Origin of the sequence: Veillonella sp. 3891 (assembly GCF_003992315.1) — a bacterium.
Classification (GTDB): domain Bacteria; phylum Bacillota; class Negativicutes; order Veillonellales; family Veillonellaceae; genus F0422.
The window spans coordinates 67,203-85,190 of the sequence record NZ_RQVE01000003.1 but is presented as its reverse complement, the minus strand read 5'-3'; the positions used below and the strand labels follow the sequence as shown (position 1 = coordinate 85,190).

Genomic DNA, 17,988 nt, shown 5'->3' with positions numbered 1-17,988 from the left:
CTATACCTTCCCTGCCGATTGGCATACATCATATAAAGGACATTCATTACATAATGGTTTTCGTGCTTTACAAATTTTTCGACCGTGCCAAATCATCCAATGATGTGCAGCACTCCAATGTTCCATAGGAATCGCTTTTTTTAGTTTCTTTTCTACTTCGTCAGGTGTTTTCCCCTTAGCAATCCCTAACCGATTAGATACGCGGAATACATGAGTATCTACCGCAATAGCTGGCGTATCAAATAAGATAGATACCAATACATTAGCTGTTTTACGACCAACTCCTGGAAGTGTCACTAAGATATCAAAATCTCGAGGCACTTCACTATTGTATTGTTCTACTAAAATCTTGCATGTTTCATGGATATGTTTCGCTTTGGAGCGATATAATCCACAATCTTTAATCAATGCCTCTAATCCTGGAATCCCTAATTCATACATATCTTTGGGATCGCTATATTTTGGAAAGAGTCGTTTGGTTACAATGTTGACCCGTTCGTCCGTACATTGTGCAGATAATGCTACCGCTACTAGTAATTCAAAAGGTGTAGTAAACTCTAGTGCCGGTTTTGCATCGTGGTAAACTTCTCCCAATATTCGTATTTGCTCTGCCTTAATGGCTTTTGTGATTCGCATCGGAGCCTTCTCCTATAAGATGAAAAAACTATATAAAACGTGTTATAATATAAATCTACAATGATTACCATAGGTTAGATACTTTCATCTAACACTAATATATAGTGTATCATACCATAAAGGGTGTGCGCTAACAAATAAGGAGATTATATATGACAGAACAAGAAAAAAAAGATATGACTATGGAAGAAGCCTTAACTCGCATTAATGCATTGGCTGCAAAAAAGAAATCTGGTCAAGCTTTAACAGAAGAAGAATTAGCAGAAAAAAAAGATTTATATGAAGTCTACTTAGGGTTCATCCGTGCTCAAGTCGTACAACATTTAGAATCTATTGAATTTGTGGATGCAGAGCCAGAAGCAGATACAGTTGAAGTAGATGTAGATTTAAATACCCAATATTTAAGAAAGTCTCATTAAGATGGCGCAGTATACAGAGCAAGACCTACAGATTTTAGAAGAACCTTTTGTAGAGATTCGTAAAAAGGTAACTATCTTATTACGCATGGGCTGTTTGTTATCTGAAAATGGTGCTAATGCGAATCAAATTGTTCGTGATATGCGCCGTGCTGCTGCTTATATGGGAATTTCTAAAGACTATTTGCATATTCATATTGCATATTCTAATATTCTCATCAACATTCATGGTGAAAGCGAATGTATTACCTCATTCCGTAAGGTGCAATATATGGGCGCCAATATGGAAGTTATTTCAGCCATCAGCGTATTAACCTGGACTGCTTTACGAAAAGTATATACCTTAGATGAGTTTTCCCAACAGTTAGAAGAAATTGCAAAAAAAGATCCACCCTATTCCAATGCAACCTCTGCTATCTTTGCTGGCTTTGCCTGTGGAGCTTTCCCTATATTATTTGGTGGAAGTATTATTTCTGCTTGGATTACAACATTTTGTGCTCTTCTTGGCTTTATCGTCTTATTAATCTTAAGGCGTTTTCAAATTAATGGATATATTGGTATTGCCAGCGCAGGAGCCGTATCTTCTGGACTAGCGTTTTTATCAGGTTGTGTATTTGAGTCAGCCGATGTAATCTATGCCATGATTGCCTGCACCTTATTCATGGTGCCCGGTATTCCTCTTATCAATACGGTGGATGACTTGTTAAATAATCATATTTTGGCAGGTATTTCTAGAGCGGTACATACTCTACTCATCGTAGGTAGTATGACCGTAGGCATTAGTATGGCCCAATATTTTAATCATTCTTATGATTTCACCCATTTAAGCATTGTGCCAGACAGCATTTCACCTGTCTTGTTAGGAGCTGCAATTGTGGGTGCTGCGGGCTATGCCGTCATGTTTTATACACCAAAACGGCTATTACCTCTCATAGGTATCGGTGGACTCATCGCCATCCTAGTCAAAAACACATTAATTTTACACCTAGGATTCTCCGTATTTGGCGCTACCTTTATCGCTGCAGCCATGGTGAGTTTATTCTGTTTGAAAGCAGCCCGATATGCCAAAACATCATCTCTTGTGTTGGCTATACCTTCCGCCATACCACTTGTACCTGGTGTATTCATTTATCGATTCTTATATGCCATGTTGCACATTAACTCACTTACTTCTACTACACTCGTAGAAGCAATTCAAAGTGGTGTTACCGCCATCCTTATCATTATCTCTATTGGTGTAGGCGTAGCTATACCATCTAATTTGGCAGGTAAAGTATTAGATGCTCGAAAAGAAAAAAAATTAGAAAGTTTATTAGATAAACGATATTCCTAAAAAAGCATGTATCTTTTGACGCACTGTCAATGAGATACATGCTTTTTGCATAACATACACTGAATAGTAGTTTAACTATTTTTTCTAATACATATTGTTACTTATTGCATACCTATTATGATGATAGAAATACAAACTTAAATAAGGTAAAGAAAAAGGACTGAATGCATCAGTCCTTAGTATCTATTATAGATGTGCTTCTACAGCTGCTTTTAATTCTTCTAATGGAATGAAACCAATTTTGCGATCTACGATTTCACCATTTTTGAAGATAGCAAATGTAGGAAGAATTTCAATTTTGAAGAATTGTGCCAATTCAGGTTGCTCGTCAGTGTTTACTTTTGTCAATGTCACTTTGTCACCCAATGCAGCAGCTAATTCATCATATACTGGCATCATGCGAACACAGTATCCACACCATGGTGCCCAGAAATCCACAATAGTTACTTTATCATTTGTTGCTACCACTTCTTTAAAATTTGCAGATGTTACATCAATAATTGCGCTCATGTAAGCCTCCTATTAAATTTGAATCAATACACAATCTTGAATCACTTCAAGACCTAATTCAGTTGCCTTTTTCACTACTGCCGGTTTATCCGCACCTGGTTGTAGCCAAACGGTCTGAACTCCTAACTCTTTACAACTATCTAGAGCTTCTAACCCAACTTTTTCAGGCACCACAAAGTCGACTACGGTAGGTACCACTGGCAACTCATGCAAGCTTGGATAGCATTGTACGCCATCGATAGACGTAATATTAGGATTCACTGGATACACTGTATATCCTTTATTGACAAGATGTTTGAAAATCTTATATCCGAACTTATCGGTTCTTGTTGTGGCGCCTAATACGGCCCACGTTTTTTCTTTGATCGCTGTTTCCATTGACATACGTATCACCTCATTACTGTACTATCATACCATAACATCGAAATTTGTCAATTTAATTGTATCTTGTTCTAATAGTTTCTTTGGAATGGTAATCTCTAATAATTCTGAAAGCCCTATTTTACCATTAATTGGTAAGTCCCCCTTTGTGAGCAATCCTGTTTCTAGTGCGAACCATGCCCACAGCGTTTCTGGTGTAGATCCTTGGTTCTGTAAATCACGTATGGTGATACTTTGTTGCCGTTTAGACAAGCGATACTCTTCTGTATCCACTAGCATAGGGACATGACCATATTCTAATTCAGGAAAACCTAATGTCTGCCCTAAAACAATTTGATGCCCTGTGACAGGTAACAAATCATTGCCACGAATGACCTCGGTGACACCCATTTCATAATCATCAATGACCACTGCCAGATGATAGGCAATCATGCCATCCCACCGTTTTAATACAATATCATCACTACAAGACTGTATTTCATAGTCTACCACACCTCGATACAGATCCTGAAAGGATCCTCTTGTATTCTCCATATGACACCGCCAAGATGGTGCCCTTTCACTGATGCTTGGTGTATGTGTTAAACAATATCCATCGTACACATGATGGGCTTCCCCCTGATGGGGGGCACTGCTGATTTGCTGTAAGCGAGCTCGATTACAATAGCATGGATATAGGCGTTTTTGAGTACGTAAGTCTTGTAAATATCTTTCATATATATCCAAACGTTGAGATTGATACGTAGGTGCTTCGTCCCAAGTAAATCCTAACCAAGCTAAATCTTCTAATATATGATCTGCATAGATCTGTTTAGAACGTTGCGTATCCACATCTTCGATGCGAACAATATACTCTCCATTTTGGCGTCGCACAGACCAATAGGACAAAAATGCTACCCATAAATTTCCTATATGCATATGTCCTGTAGGACTGGGTGCAAAACGACCTTTCATAGAAACCTCCTAAGCCTCTTCACTAAGGTGTTCCCACCGCTCATAGAGGGACTCTAGTTGTGATGTTGTATTGGCTAACTCTTGAGATAATCGTTCATATTCTGATATATCTCCCTGTATAGATGGGTCCTGTAGCTGTACCGTATACATTTTAACTGTCGCTTCATACCGTGCAATGTCTGATTCTACTTTAGCTAGTTCTTTTTCAAGCATAAAAGAATTTGTTTTCTTTTTAGGAATTGATATTGGTTCTGAATGACCAGTTTCTTGTTCCGCAGTCATAGTCATCTCTGATGTACTTTGAAGTACGTCAGCATAAGAATCAGCACTCACTGCTGTATCTATAGGAGTGTTCCCCTTAACTGCTGTATTACTAGGCGTATTGTTGCGCTTCATCTGTTCCGCTTCTAATTGTTGTGCAGCTAACACAGATCGTTCCAACATCTTTTCTTTATAATACGAATAATTGCCATGGAACTCTTCAATACCACCATTATCTAAGACCACAATTCGTTTTGCTACCGCATCTAGCAAATACCGGTCATGGGAGATGATTAATAAAGTGCCATCAAACTGCTGTAATGCTTGCTCCACTGTTTCTCGAGTAGGAATATCTAAATGGTTTGTCGGTTCATCAAGGATTAAAAAGTTGCGCCCTTCTAAAAATAGCTGTAATAAAGCTACTCTCGCACGTTCTCCACCTGATAAATCTCCTACTAACTTGAATACATCATCCCCTCTGAATTGAAAGGCTCCCAGCACACTACGAGCAGACTCTTCTGACATATCGTAAGGAGCCATAATCTCTTGTAAGACAGACCAAGAAGGATGCAACTCTTCATGTTCTTGCGAGAAATACCCTGTCTGCACTCGATTACCAGTGGTAATTGTCCCATCTAGTGTATCGAGTTCTCCCATAATCGTTTTGACAAAAGTAGATTTTCCAGCTCCATTGGCACCAATTAATCCTACAACGTCTCCTCGACGTAATGTTGTGGTTATATGTGTAGCTACAGGATGTTCTGCATCATACCCAATAGACACATCTTCTACCATCAATACACGGTCTGCACTCATTTCTGGCTTAGGAAAGGTAAAGGAAAACTCTCTATTCTGGTCTGGTGCCTCTAATCGCTCTAGTCTATCTAACTGTGATTGACGACCACGAGCCATTTTAGATTTAATCCCTGCTCTATATTTATCAATATATTCTTCAGTTTTACGAATGTGCTCCTGTTGCTTTTCGTAAGCACGTTGATATGCTACTCGTTGCTGTTCCCGTTGTTTCAAGAACTGACTATAATTACCTTTATAGGTATGTACCTTATGATGAGCCAATTCTACCACTTCTGTAGCCACTTGATCTAAGAAATAGCGGTCATGACTGATGATGACAATGCCACCTTTATAGGACTTTAAATATCCTTCTAACCACTCTAACATTGGCATATCTAAATGGTTAGTAGGCTCGTCAAGAAATAGAAAGTCCGGACGACGCACTAAGGCTTTAGCCAAATTAATACGCGTTTTTTGTCCCCCAGAAAATTCACTCGCTTTCTTCTTTAAATCTTCGTCACTAAATCCTAAACCATAAGCAATACGTTGGCTTTGTTTTTCATAATCATACCCACCAAGCCATTCCAATCGCTCTTGTAAGTAAGATAATCGACGCATGTCCTGTTCTGTGGCGTCTCGATATTCTAATTCTGTTGTTAACGCTTGTAATTGGGATTCTAGATGCTGTACATCAGCCCAAGCAGTTTGAATCTCTTCTTCTAAACTAGCATCACCTAAATTCACGTCTTGCTGTAAATAGCCAATAGTAATACTACTGTCTTTCACAATGATTCCCGCATCATGTTCTTCTATGCCTAGTATACATTTCATCAACGTCGATTTACCAGCCCCATTAGGGCCCACTAAAGCGAGACGTTCTCCTTGTCGTATGGTAAAGGATACATTGGAAAAGATTTCTCGTATCCCAAAGGATTTTCCTAGTTTTTCTATTCGGATCTGTTCCAAAATACTACTCCTATCCTAATTGTATTTACAATACAAGAGTATTACCATGATCTGCTACCTAGAGTATAGCAACATTCATTTAAATGAATTCCATAGGTAAGTTATAAACTCAGTAATACATCTTGTAAATGATTCGTCAAAGCTTGCTCAAATTTATCTATCGTGGTCGCATCCAAGTCATGAGTAATTCCTGGGTAGCCTTTCTGTCTAGTTTCACCAAAAAATTCATCTCGGAATGTGTTATAAAACAAGACGACTCCTGTTTCCTCATTATCTTTGATATAGGTGCCAATAATATAGGAACCATTAATCATATCTAATGCAGTATGAGGCGTCACATCTAAATGGTATCCTTCGACGGTTTGTGGTAATACCTCTCCATAATTCCACTGAGGTATACCCTTTTTCTTGTATTCGTAGGCAAATCCTTCTTGAGGCTCCATAAAGCGCATTGTGATAGATGCTTTATAGTTGGCTTTTAAATTCTCCATAAATGGCGTTAATGACTCTCGTATGAAAGCAATATCTACAAACTCTACTAAAGGCACTGTAATACGCACCATATAATCCCCTACTTCTGTATCATAGAGGACGGACCACCGCCAATTTTTATCATTTGTATAGTAAAAGAGACTATATATAGTTGACGATATAGCTTTTTGTTCCACCACTAAGTGAAAGTCTCCAATAGTGGGTTCTAACCAAGCTAAATCGAGGTCTTCACATTCTTTTATAATTGCATCCATGGATTTGTTCCTTATCGTAATTGACTATACAATGACTGATACTGTGCTTCATGAGCCATCACCCGTTTCACGTAATCTTTTGTTTCTGGAAACGGAATTTTATCTATATCGTCAAAATTATCATCCCAACCATAGGTTTGCATCCATTCCTCCACATGACCACGCCCTGCATTATAGGCTGCTAAGGCTAAGATTTCATTGCCCTTGAACTCATCTAATAAATGCGCTAAATACCAAGTCCCTAATTGTATATTCGTGTGTGGTTCCTTAATATCTTGGTCGGACAGGCTCGGTTGATTCAATTGTTCTCCGATCCAGTGTGCTGTGTCTGGCATTAACTGCATCAATCCTAAAGCGCCTGGTAAAGATTTTGCATTTGCATCAAATTTACTTTCTGTGTAGATCACAGCCGCCACCATAGATGGTCTTACATGATAAGTGGATGCATTTTTCATTACCGTGCTTTCATATGCTAACGGATACGCATATTGTCTGGCTAAATAGGGTTGTCCGTATTGTACATAGTAGGCCGTTAGGACAACGATTAACCAAGCAAATGCTGTGGATACCCTCATACTTCCTCCTTCTGAAAGTGAATTTTCGCTGTTTTCCACAATTTACGTAATTGTTTTTCTAATTGTTGCATAGTCCCAGAATTATCTATCACTACAGCACTTAATTTTCGCTTTTCATCTAAACTCATTTGACTATGAATACGATCAAGTGCCTCTTGTTCACTATAAGAATTTCGTTTCATCAAACGTTCTAGCTGTGTCACAGGATTGACATAGACAAGCCAAATCTCATCCATTTGTGTATGCCAATCTGTTTCAAACAGCAATGGTATATCATAGATGACAGCCTGTTTTCCTTTAGCTTCCCATTCTTCTGTCAATTCCTGTATACGCCGTCTAATATGAGGTTGCAATATATAATTAATCGTCTCTAAGGCTTTAGAATTAGAAAATACGAGACTACCAATATAAGCACGATGTAACGTACCATCTTCTAGCACTGTATTAGGACCAAAAGCCTGTACCAATTCTTGCAATCCTGGTGTTCCTGGCTCAACTACTTCTCTAGCCACTACATCTGCATCAATATAGGGAACACCTTTTTTTTGTAACCATCGTAACACTGTACTTTTACCAGAGGCAATACCCCCTGTGAGTCCGATTTTGTACATATTTTCACCCCACATTTGATTCTATTCATATAAACTATTATTATTCACAATTCATATTGGATAGAAATTCTATGAACCTACTATTTTACATCTGCCCAGTTATTTGCACTGTGCACATCTACCTGCAATGGCACTCGTAATGTCACTACTTGTTCCATACAATTGCGCAACAATGTTTCTACTTGTTCTTGTTCTGATTCTATCACTTCTAGCACTAGTTCATCATGTACCTGTAACAAAATACGAGATTGTAAGCCTTGCTCTTCTAGCGCTTCTTCTACATGATTCATAGCTAATTTAATGATATCTGCAGCCGTCCCTTGAATTGGAGTATTCATAGCTGTACGCTCCGCAAAGGATCGACGATTAAAGTTACGACTATTAATATCAGGTAATGGACGAACACGACCAAACATAGTTCGTACGGAACCTGCTTCATGTGCTTCTTGCACCATACGATCCATGTACCCTTTAATTTGTGGATATCGACTGAAATATAGCTCAATATATTCTTTTGCTTCTGCTCTCGTAATGCCTAAGTCACGAGACAAACCAAAATCACTAATGCCATAGATAATACCAAAATTGATGGCTTTCGCATGAGAACGTTCTAGAGGCGTTACCTCATCTAACGCTTTACCCAATACTTCTGCTGCTGTAAAACGGTGAATATCTTCTCCGTTTTGGAACGCTTGAATTAAAGCAGGGTCTTCCGACAAGTGAGCCAAAATACGAAGTTCAATTTGTGAATAGTCTGCACTCATAAACATATCATATCCATCGTTTGGTTTGAATAGCGCACGAATTTCGCGGCCTTTTTCACTGCGCACCGGAATATTTTGTAAATTCGGATCTGAACTACTTAAACGTCCCGTAGCCGTTACCATTTGATTAAACGAAGTATGAATCCGATTTGTATGAGCATTTACTAGTCCTTCAAATCCTTCTAGATAGGTGGATACTAATTTCACAACAGAACGATACGCTAAAATTTGTTCTACAATTTCATGGTCATTTTTGAGCATATCTAAAACTTCTGCATCCGTAGAATAGCCTGTTTTTGTTTTCTTAATGACTGGTAATTGTAGCTTTTCAAAAAGAATAACACCCAATTGTTTTGGGGAGTTAATATTGAAAATTTCCCCTGCTAAAGCATAGATTTTCTCTTGCAGTTCAGTAACCTCTGCTTTGAAACGTTCCAATGTAGTATGTAACTGGTCTACATCCATGTAAATACCATTTTTTTCTAATACACAGAGTGTACGTAATAATGGCAATTCAATAGTTTTATATAAGTCCCATACACCAGCCGTCTTCATCTCTTCCGTAGCGATGTCATTCATTCGATATAAACCTTGCGTTTGTAGAGCCCATTCCATTTCATTTTCTGTAGCTGGAATAGATGGTTGACTGAAACGCTCACATAAATAGGTCATACCATAATTTGCTCGTGTAGGATCTAATAAGTAAGCCATTAATGTTACATCTTTAATATGAACAGTATCTTCTTTCATAATAGAAATGTTACCTGTTGTGTCAGTACCTAACACTTCAAATAGCAACTTAGCATTGTCTGTAACAACTTCTGTAGCCCCTTCAAACACTGTTTCCACATGTGCTACATCTACAAATCCATTCACAACTAATTGAGTATCCCCATTATATAGATATAAAGCTTCTATGGTTCTGAATGGATGTGTTCCAGCCTCTTTTAGAATTACACTGATGATTTTATCTTCATAAAATTCTCGTGGCACTTCTGTGACATGCGTTAATTCAATTTCGTCTGCTGGTGGAACTAAGAACTGATCGAATAAAGTTCCTTCTTCTGCCACGCCCATTGCTTTTAGTAATCTTGGTGTTACTGCGTGAAAGCCTAATTTTTCAAATAATGGAGTCACTTCACTACGATGTACTACAGGAACAAATTGATCTAGTTCATAAGGCATATCCATGTCTGTTTTGATAGTAGCTAGTTGATGAGAAATGAACGCTAAGTCTTTATTGTCTACTAATCGTTCTTTCAGTTTTCCCTTTTGTTCCTCAATATGCTCATACACGCCCTCTAACGTACCATATTGTGTCAATAGTTTAAGAGCTGTTTTTTCACCAACACCGGGCACACCAGGGATATTATCTGAAGAGTCCCCCATGAGAGACTTCATTTCAATGACCATTTGTGGACCGTACCCATAGAGTTCTTCCATATTAGACATAGTCACATGAAGCATATCAGTGATGCCCTTTTTCGTTAAGAACACACTAGTATACTCATCTACTAATTGCAAATTATCTCTATCTCCAGTAATAATGTGGACTTGTAAGTCAGTAGAACCCCATTTTTTACTTAAAGAACCAATGATATCGTCACCTTCAAAGCCTTCTTCTTCAATCACAATAATCCCCAAAGATTCTAATACTTCACGGATCAAGCTAAATTGTGGACGCAATTCATCTGGTGCACTTTGACGAGTTCCTTTATAGTCTTCGTAAATATCCATACGGAACGTTTGCTTTCCCTTATCAAATGCCACTGCAATGTAATCAGGATTGATTTCTTCATAGAGCTTTGTTAACATAGTTAAAAAACCATATACTGCATTCGTAGGAACCCCTAATGCATTTTGTAGTGGTGGTAGTGCAAAGAATGCACGATATAATAAGCTACTGCCATCTATAACCATTAATTTTTTCATAGTTTACTCTCCTATTGACTGATCTACGTATCCTTAATTATACCATATTTCCTACTCTTATGAGTGATGAAAATAGAGGGTATTCCTGTGTAAACCCTTGCTGTATAAGCCAATATTCCTTAGGATATATATAAAAACAGTTGCAAAACTGTACGCCCTATGATATACTACTTTAGTAATAATACAGTAAATCACAAGGAGGTGACTCAATTGCCAAATATTAAATCCAGTATTAGAAGCGTAAAAACGGATGCTGAACGTCGTGCGAAAAACTCTGCTGTAAAATCTCAAATTCGTACAGCTACTCGTAAGACTGTAGAAGCTGCTCAAGCAGGCGCTGTAGAAGAAGCTAAAAAAGCACTAGTTCATGCTACAAGCGTAATTGATAAAGCAGCCTCCAAAGGCGTTCTTCATAAAAATACTGCAGCTCGCAAAAAATCCAACTTAGCAGCTAAAGTAAATGCTCTATAATGAACTCTAAAAGAGGGTTAACAAGGAGAAATACTATTTCTCTTAGTTAACCCTCTTTTTTATATATCATCATTATTTGAATCTACCATAGGATACCACTATGTATTTGGGCATTCCTCTATAGAGCTTATCAAATCACTTATAACAAAAGGAGCTACTCTCATAGCTCCCCTCGTCTCATGCGTTCTAATTTTTCAGCCACATCTCCATCAATATGCGCGCCCAATTCATTACGTTGTAATGTCATAGCATCTCGTCTATGATGTCCTGTATAGCGTTTACGCTCTTCCTGTTTTGCCAACTCAATTTGATGCCGCAATTCACGAGCAGATATACGAAGACCGCCAAACCCTAAAATTTGATTTTGCTCTTCTCCATCACTTGTGACAACATAAATCGTCTTATATTGACCTTTCTTGCTAAAGACTTCTCGTTCAATATAAGCATCTGCTGTTTCATGCGTTCCTGTGAATACTTCAATAAAGTCAGATGATATACGTTGTTCATCCGCTGTAAAGGGGGCATGCTTACCATCAAACACTAAAATAATCTTATATCCCTTATAACTACCATAATTGAGTAAACGATGACGTAGTTCTAATCTAGCATGTTCTAAAGACTCCTTGCTAAGAGACTTTAAATCAGCCCAGTCAAAAATAACATTATATCCATCTACAATTAAAATATCTTTTTTCATAGTATACCTACTATCGTTGACGTCTCGCTTCGTATAAAAGAATCGCTGCTGCTACCGATGCATTTAATGAGTTAATCGTTCCAAACATCGGAATCGTTACCAATACATCGCATAACTCTTTTGTTAAACGGCTTAAGCCTTTCCCTTCATTCCCTATGACCAATACAATAGGGCCTGTCATATTCACATCGTACATTACAGTCCCATCCATATGGGCACCCATCACCCAGAAACCTTGGCTTTTTAATTGCTCAATAGTCTGCGCTACATTACCAATTTGCACCAGTGGAATCGATTCCACAGCCCCTGCAGATGTTTTACTTACAGTCGCATTAATTGGCGCATTATGGCGTTTGGGAATGAGCACTGCCGTAGCTCCCACACATTCCGCCGTACGAATGATGGCTCCCATATTATGAGGATCTTCCACACCATCCGTTAAAATTAACAATGGATGTTCTTCCGTACATTGCAGTAATACATCTTGCAATTCTTTAAACTTCACAGCATTTACTAATGCAACCACACCTTGATTAGGCACATCACTAGGATATTTTTGTAACTCCCGTTCCTTCACACGACGAATTTCTACACCCTTAGACTTTGCCAAACCCAATATCTCTGAAAGAGAGCCCCCTTGCTTACCTTCCGCCACTAAAATACGATGAATCCCACGATCTGATTTTAGTGCCTCACGTACAGCATTACGACCCACAATAAACGTATCCATGAAAACCTCAAACTTTCCTAAAAGCAAACCTAACAATACGTAGTAACTTATTAGCAAATATATCGTGATACATATACTAACCATATCAATACTACAAAGCATTAATATTACAAAATATCTTCTTATATTATTAAGATTAAAACCAATACCAAAGCCTAGAAATAACTAAGCTATCACTTCATTATACCATTAAAAGATAAGAACCCCAAAATAACACATGAGCACCATCCGCTGTAACGTTGTCACCCTATACACATTTAGAAAAATATGCCATAGCCTTCTATAAAGATATATTTATATCTGCTATAAGAAGTCTGTGGTTTTTTGATGGTTAGACAAAAAACTAGAAGAACGCCACATGTTCCGGAGCAAACCTACCCTAGGATCAGTTTGTGGAGGAATGTGTGGCGGTCTTCTCTCTCCTCTGAGCACCATCCGCTGTAACGTTGTCACTCAAACTAATACATACCGAAAAAGTGCGACATATTCTAGGGATGTCACGTTCAATTTTCTCTAATCTAGAAAATACAAGAAGAGCACGGTATACCCCCGAACAAACATTATGAAATACCGTTTGAGAGGGGGTATGCCGTGCTCTTCCCTTATTCTAAATACCGGTTATGAACGTGACAAAGCACACCAGAATATATCGCACGTTACAGTAATGCTACATACGTGACAACGTTTCAGCAAAAGCAAATTGCATGAGGAATTGCAGCCTCTCTTCATCCCCTTTGCGATAGGTATACCCCAATAACGCCTCAAAGGCTGTACTCATGCGGTATTCCTGCACACTAGCGCTTTTAGGTACATGCACATTACTATTGCGAGCCCGTTTTGCTACAAGTAATTCTTCTTCTGTAAGGCTAGGTTCTAATGCTAACAACACCTTAGCTTGTGCTTTTGCATTAATAAATGATGTCACTACATCATGAAGTATTTGTGTTTTTGTAATGCCCGTTTCTACTACACGATTTCTGATAAATAAAGTATACACACCGTCGCCAATATAAGCAAGCATAAGAGAGTCCTCTAAAGGACCCTCTCCATTTGCTTCTACTTTCACTGAAGATTTTAATTTATCAATCGCCATAGATCGTAGCTGTTTATATCGATTAAAGTTCACGTTTTTTCCACCGTGCCCCTTGTGGGGAGTCTTCGATGACAATGCCAATATTTGCCAATTCATCACGAATGGAGTCTGCAATGCCCCATTGTTTCTGCTCACGTGCACATTGACGAATATTCAAGATCACATCCATCAATTGATTGTATTCTTCGTTACTAGTTTCTTGACCTTTCCAGCCCTCTTCTAATAAACCAAGAATATCTAACATCAATTTAAAGATTTCTTTCACTTCCCCAATTGTGCTATGGCATACAGTGCCATCACAGCTTTGAACAGATTGATAGTAAATGTTAATTTCTTTCGCCAATCCGTAGATAGGAGCTGTGGCAAGAGCTGTATTGAAATCATCGCTCATAGCTGCTTCGAACTCTTCTTTATAGTTACGAGCATTTTTCAATAATTCTGCTGCTTCAAGTTCACATAATCCTTCTGGACGACTCTCTAAGTACAATAAATTGTCAATCACCGTTTGGAATCGTTCAATAGCCTTAGTCGCTTCATCTAAGCGTTCATCACTAAAGTCCAATGGACTACGATAATGTGTGCTCAACAAGAAGAAACGCAATGCATCCGCACTATATTGCTCTAAAATGTCTTTCACCAAGAAGAAGTTATTCAAAGATTTACTCATTTTTTCTTGGTTGATCGTAATAAATCCATTGTGCACCCAATAACGCACCGCTGGATGATGTTCAGAGCAACCTTCGGATTGGGCAATTTCATTTTCATGGTGTGGGAAAATTAAGTCAGATCCACCACCATGGAAGTCAAATTCTTCGCCCAAATATTTTTGACTCATGGCAGAACATTCAATGTGCCAACCTGGTCGGCCTTGCCCCCAAGGGCTTTCCCAGAATGGTTCGCCTGGTTTTGCCGCTTTCCATAAAGCAAAGTCCATTGGATTTTCCTTACGGTCATCTACATCTACACGAGCACCAGCTTCCATATCGTCTAAAGTACGACCAGATAGCTTACCATAATGCTCAAATTTCTCTACACGATAGTACACATCACCATCTACTGCATAGGCATAGCCATTGTCAATTAATGTGCTAATCATAGCAATGATTTCATCCATATGTGTAGATACACGAGGATATACATCAGCACGACGCACATGTAATGCATCCATTACATCATAATAGGCATCAATATAGCGATCGGAAATCACATTCCATGCTACTCCTTCGCCATTGGATGTATTAATGATTTTATCATCCACATCTGTAAAATTTTGGATATATGTTACTTTGTAGCCCACGTGGCTCAAATAACGACGAATGGTATCCCAAGTCACAAAAGGACGTGCATTACCAATATGAGGATGATTATATGGTGTTACACCGCATACGTAGATGCTAACTTCCCCTTCTTTCACAGGTTGGAACACTGATTTTTCGCGGGTCATCGTATTGAAAACTGTCAGTTCTCTCATTAGAAATAGCCTCCTTGTATGCACTTAGCCTAAACGGCGAAGTACCTTTTCTTTGCCAAATAAGGTAATAATATAATTCAAATCTGGGCCATGCATTTGACCTGTCGTAGCAATACGAATTGGCATAAATACAAATTTGCCTTTCAATCCAGTTTCTTTCATAATCGCTTTGATAGCTGCTTTTACAGCCTCTGGAGTAATTTCATCCATAGCTTCAATTTTTTCTTTGAAAGCCCCAATTACTGTTGGATACGATTCTTCTGCTTTCACAGCTGCAATCTCTTCTGCATGTTCTGCATGTTCTGCATCTTCTAGGATATCATCTTGGAAGAACATATTTACTTCATCTACGATTTGAGCACCATAACTAATATGGTCTTTCACGCAAGTACAAAGCATTGTGAACCATGCTTGTTCCTCCACAGATGGACTTTCACTAGCATAACCAGCTTTCACCAAGTGAGGCAAGCATAATTCATACAATGCCTCTGGTGTTAATTGTTTCATATAATTAAAATTAATATAATTCAATTTATCAATGTCGAAGACTGCAGGATTTTTTGCCACTCGATCCATGGAGAATTGTTTTGTTAACTCATCCATAGTGAATAGCTCGTCTTCTCCTTCAGGAGCCCAGCCCAATAGAGCCAAGAAATTCACAATCGCTTCTGGCAAATAACCTAATTCACGGTATTGTTCTACAGAGGTAGCACCATGACGTTTACTCATTTTTTTGCCATCTTTGCCCATGATCAAGGAGATATGCCCAAATGTTGGTACATCCCAACCTAAGGCTTTGTAGATTACGATTTGGCGTGGTGTGTTCGATAAATGTTCTTCTGCACGGATAACATGAGAAATTCCCATTGTGTGATCGTCCACTACTACGGCATAGTTATAGACAGGAATTCCATCGGATTTTACGATAACGAAATCACCAATGCCATTAGATTCAAAGGATACATGACCACGAACCATGTCATCAAAAGCTACTGTTTCATGCAATGGAACACGCAAACGAATGGTCGGTTTGCGACCTTCAGCTTTGTACGCAGCCTTTTGTTCTTCTGTTAAATGATGGCAATGTCCATTATATTTAGGTGTTTCACCACGACCTAATTGCTCTTCACGAACAGAATCTAATTCTTCTTGAGAACAATAACATTCGTAAGCATGACCAGATTCTAATAATTGTTGTGTTACTTTTTCGTAAATATCTAAACGTTCTGTTTGGCGATATGGGCCATGTTCACCCCCTACGTCAACACCTTCATCCCAATCCATACCAAGCCATTTTAGAGCAGCCTTGATATTTTCTTCACTTTCACGAGTAGAACGAGCTTGGTCTGTATCCTCTACGCGCAATAAGAATGTACCTTGCTCTTTACGAGCTAATAAATAGTTAAATAATGCGGAGCGAGCTCCACCAATATGAAATGGACCGGTTGGACTCGGTGCAAAACGAACTTTCATGAGTTATAACTCCTCTCTTTCATACATTGAAACAACAGCTTGTGCGGCTATACCTTCTGTTCTTCCCAAGGCACCTAACCCTTCATTTGTCGTTGCTTTAATACTAATTCTACTAAGTGGGATACCTAAATCCTCACTTAGATTTTTTTTCATCTCTTCAATATGAGGCTTCAATTTAGGAGCTTCTGCAATGACCATGATATCTGCATTGTAGATTCCAAAATTTGAGTCCTTTAATAATTGTACCACTTTTTCTAATAATAGCCTACTAGAAATCCCTTTGAAAGCATCATCTTCTGGAGGAAAATAATACCCAATATCTCGCATTCCTGCTGCCCCCAACATGGCATCCATAAGGGCATGAATCAACACATCCGCATCAGAATGGCCATCAGGACCAATAGGGCTATCGATAGAGACACCACCTAATACACAAGGTCGCCCCTCTTTGAAACGGTGAACATCATAACCATAACCAATTCGCATCATCGGTTCCACTCCTAAATATTTCTTAGCAATCGCTACATCTTCAGGGACTGTTAATTTAATATTTTTTCTATCCCCTTCCACAATGTGCACTGGCTTTCCTTGAAACTCTACTAAGGATACATCATCAGTTCCTTTGTATCTGTGTTCTTCCGCATATACATAGGCATCTAATAAAACCGCTGTTTGAAACCCTTGTGGTGTTTGCATTCCATATAGCTCAGAACGTAGTAAGGTTTCTTCTACATATCCCTCTGCATTCACTCGTTTTATCGTATCTACCACAGGAATGGCTGGCACCGCTGCTCCATATGCTTTAGCCCCCTCAACCACTCGACGAGCTAACTCTTGATTCGCCAATGGTCTTGCTCCATCATGAACCAGAATGATGTCTGCTCCACTCGCCACCTGTGAAAGTCCTGCTGCTACAGAATCTTGTCGTTCTGCTCCACCAATAACATATTGTATCACCCACGGTACCTGCATAGCTTCTACTTGTTCTTGAATAGACAATTGATCGCCTTCCGATACAACCACTATGACTTCTTCTAAGCCTTCCCATTGCTTCATATGATGTAAATTCCATTGTAACACTGTATACTGTCCCAATGGCATACATACTTTATTCTCTGTATAGCCCATTCGGCGTCCTGCACCTGCAGCTAATAAGATACAACTGATCATGGT

18 protein-coding genes are annotated in these 17,988 nt (G+C 38.7%); 3 read left to right on the top strand and 15 right to left on the bottom strand.

The genetic code is table 11. The annotated features are described in order from the left end of the window. Positions 1 to 636: an endonuclease III gene (gene nth, locus EO118_RS02515; RefSeq protein WP_127068485.1), complete on the bottom strand. Its 636-nt coding sequence runs from the start codon at positions 634 to 636 to the stop codon at positions 1 to 3. A 152-nt stretch (positions 637 to 788) separates the two neighbouring features. Here nth and EO118_RS02510 point away from each other — a divergent pair, with 152 nt between their 5' ends. Continuing rightward, positions 789 to 1,055, top strand: coding sequence for a DUF896 domain-containing protein (locus tag EO118_RS02510; protein WP_240633518.1), 267 nt, complete (start codon positions 789 to 791; stop codon positions 1,053 to 1,055). Position 1,056: 1 nt separating this feature from the next. Next, positions 1,057 to 2,385 (top strand): threonine/serine exporter ThrE family protein, encoded by a 1,329-nt coding sequence (locus tag EO118_RS02505; RefSeq protein WP_127068484.1) that lies wholly within the window; start codon positions 1,057 to 1,059, stop codon positions 2,383 to 2,385. Positions 2,386 to 2,571: 186 nt separating this feature from the next. Here the strand turns inward: EO118_RS02505 and trxA are convergent, their stop codons facing one another. The 8 genes from trxA to polA form a co-directional block, all read right to left on the bottom strand. Beyond that, a complete protein-coding gene (gene trxA, locus EO118_RS02500; RefSeq protein WP_127068483.1) occupies positions 2,572 to 2,895 on the bottom strand; it encodes a thioredoxin in 324 nt (107 codons plus the stop codon). Positions 2,896 to 2,907: 12 nt separating this feature from the next. Continuing rightward, positions 2,908 to 3,279 carry a CoA-binding protein gene (locus EO118_RS02495; RefSeq protein ID WP_127068482.1) on the bottom strand — a complete coding sequence of 124 codons (372 nt, stop codon included), beginning with the start codon at positions 3,277 to 3,279 and terminating at the stop codon, positions 2,908 to 2,910. A gap of 24 nt (positions 3,280 to 3,303) precedes the next feature. Then, positions 3,304 to 4,230 carry a tRNA glutamyl-Q(34) synthetase GluQRS gene (gene gluQRS / locus EO118_RS02490; RefSeq protein WP_127068481.1) on the bottom strand — a complete coding sequence of 309 codons (927 nt, stop codon included), beginning with the start codon at positions 4,228 to 4,230 and terminating at the stop codon, positions 3,304 to 3,306. 9 nt (positions 4,231 to 4,239) lie between these two features. Further along, positions 4,240 to 6,252, bottom strand: a complete 2,013-nt coding sequence (locus tag EO118_RS02485; RefSeq protein WP_127068480.1) for an ABC-F family ATP-binding cassette domain-containing protein — start codon at positions 6,250 to 6,252, stop codon at positions 4,240 to 4,242. Between the two features lie 101 nt (positions 6,253 to 6,353). Next, on the bottom strand, positions 6,354 to 6,998 hold the full coding sequence (locus tag EO118_RS02480; protein ID WP_127068479.1) for a hypothetical protein: 645 nt from the start codon (positions 6,996 to 6,998) through the stop codon (positions 6,354 to 6,356). A gap of 11 nt (positions 6,999 to 7,009) precedes the next feature. Next, complete coding sequence (locus tag EO118_RS02475; protein WP_127068478.1) at positions 7,010 to 7,573, bottom strand: lytic transglycosylase domain-containing protein; 564 nt, start codon at positions 7,571 to 7,573, stop codon at positions 7,010 to 7,012. Continuing rightward, positions 7,570 to 8,184 carry a dephospho-CoA kinase gene (gene coaE / locus EO118_RS02470; protein WP_127068477.1) on the bottom strand — a complete coding sequence of 205 codons (615 nt, stop codon included), beginning with the start codon at positions 8,182 to 8,184 and terminating at the stop codon, positions 7,570 to 7,572. Before coaE ends, EO118_RS02475 begins: the two co-directional genes overlap by 4 nt. Positions 8,185 to 8,264: 80 nt before the next feature. Continuing rightward, positions 8,265 to 10,880, bottom strand: a complete 2,616-nt coding sequence (gene polA / locus EO118_RS02465) for a DNA polymerase I (RefSeq protein ID WP_127068476.1) — start codon at positions 10,878 to 10,880, stop codon at positions 8,265 to 8,267. 210 nt (positions 10,881 to 11,090) lie between these two features. On the opposite strand from polA, the gene rpsT reads away from it, so the two are divergent. Then, positions 11,091 to 11,351, top strand: coding sequence for a 30S ribosomal protein S20 (gene rpsT, locus EO118_RS02460; protein WP_009354152.1), 261 nt, complete (start codon positions 11,091 to 11,093; stop codon positions 11,349 to 11,351). A 160-nt stretch (positions 11,352 to 11,511) separates the two neighbouring features. Here the strand turns inward: rpsT and EO118_RS02455 are convergent, their stop codons facing one another. The 6 genes from EO118_RS02455 to ispD form a co-directional block, all read right to left on the bottom strand. Beyond that, positions 11,512 to 12,048 (bottom strand): NYN domain-containing protein, encoded by a 537-nt coding sequence (locus tag EO118_RS02455; RefSeq protein ID WP_127068475.1) that lies wholly within the window; start codon positions 12,046 to 12,048, stop codon positions 11,512 to 11,514. Positions 12,049 to 12,058: 10 nt separating this feature from the next. Further along, a complete protein-coding gene (gene rlmB, locus EO118_RS02450) occupies positions 12,059 to 12,778 on the bottom strand; it encodes a 23S rRNA (guanosine(2251)-2'-O)-methyltransferase RlmB (protein ID WP_127068474.1) in 720 nt (239 codons plus the stop codon). A 667-nt stretch (positions 12,779 to 13,445) separates the two neighbouring features. Beyond that, entirely contained in the window at positions 13,446 to 13,904 is a 459-nt protein-coding gene (locus EO118_RS02445) for a Mini-ribonuclease 3 (protein WP_164723846.1), read from the bottom strand. Then, a complete protein-coding gene (cysS, locus tag EO118_RS02440; protein WP_127068473.1) occupies positions 13,894 to 15,342 on the bottom strand; it encodes a cysteine--tRNA ligase in 1,449 nt (482 codons plus the stop codon). Before cysS ends, EO118_RS02445 begins: the two co-directional genes overlap by 11 nt. 24 nt (positions 15,343 to 15,366) lie before the next feature. After that, positions 15,367 to 16,815, bottom strand: a complete 1,449-nt coding sequence (gene gltX / locus EO118_RS02435) for a glutamate--tRNA ligase (RefSeq protein ID WP_127068472.1) — start codon at positions 16,813 to 16,815, stop codon at positions 15,367 to 15,369. A gap of 3 nt (positions 16,816 to 16,818) precedes the next feature. Continuing rightward, the gene (gene ispD, locus EO118_RS02430) at positions 16,819 to 17,985 is read right to left on the bottom strand and encodes a 2-C-methyl-D-erythritol 4-phosphate cytidylyltransferase (RefSeq protein WP_127068471.1); all 1,167 of its coding nucleotides are present in this window, start codon (positions 17,983 to 17,985) and stop codon (positions 16,819 to 16,821) included. Positions 17,986 to 17,988 lie beyond the last annotated feature (3 nt).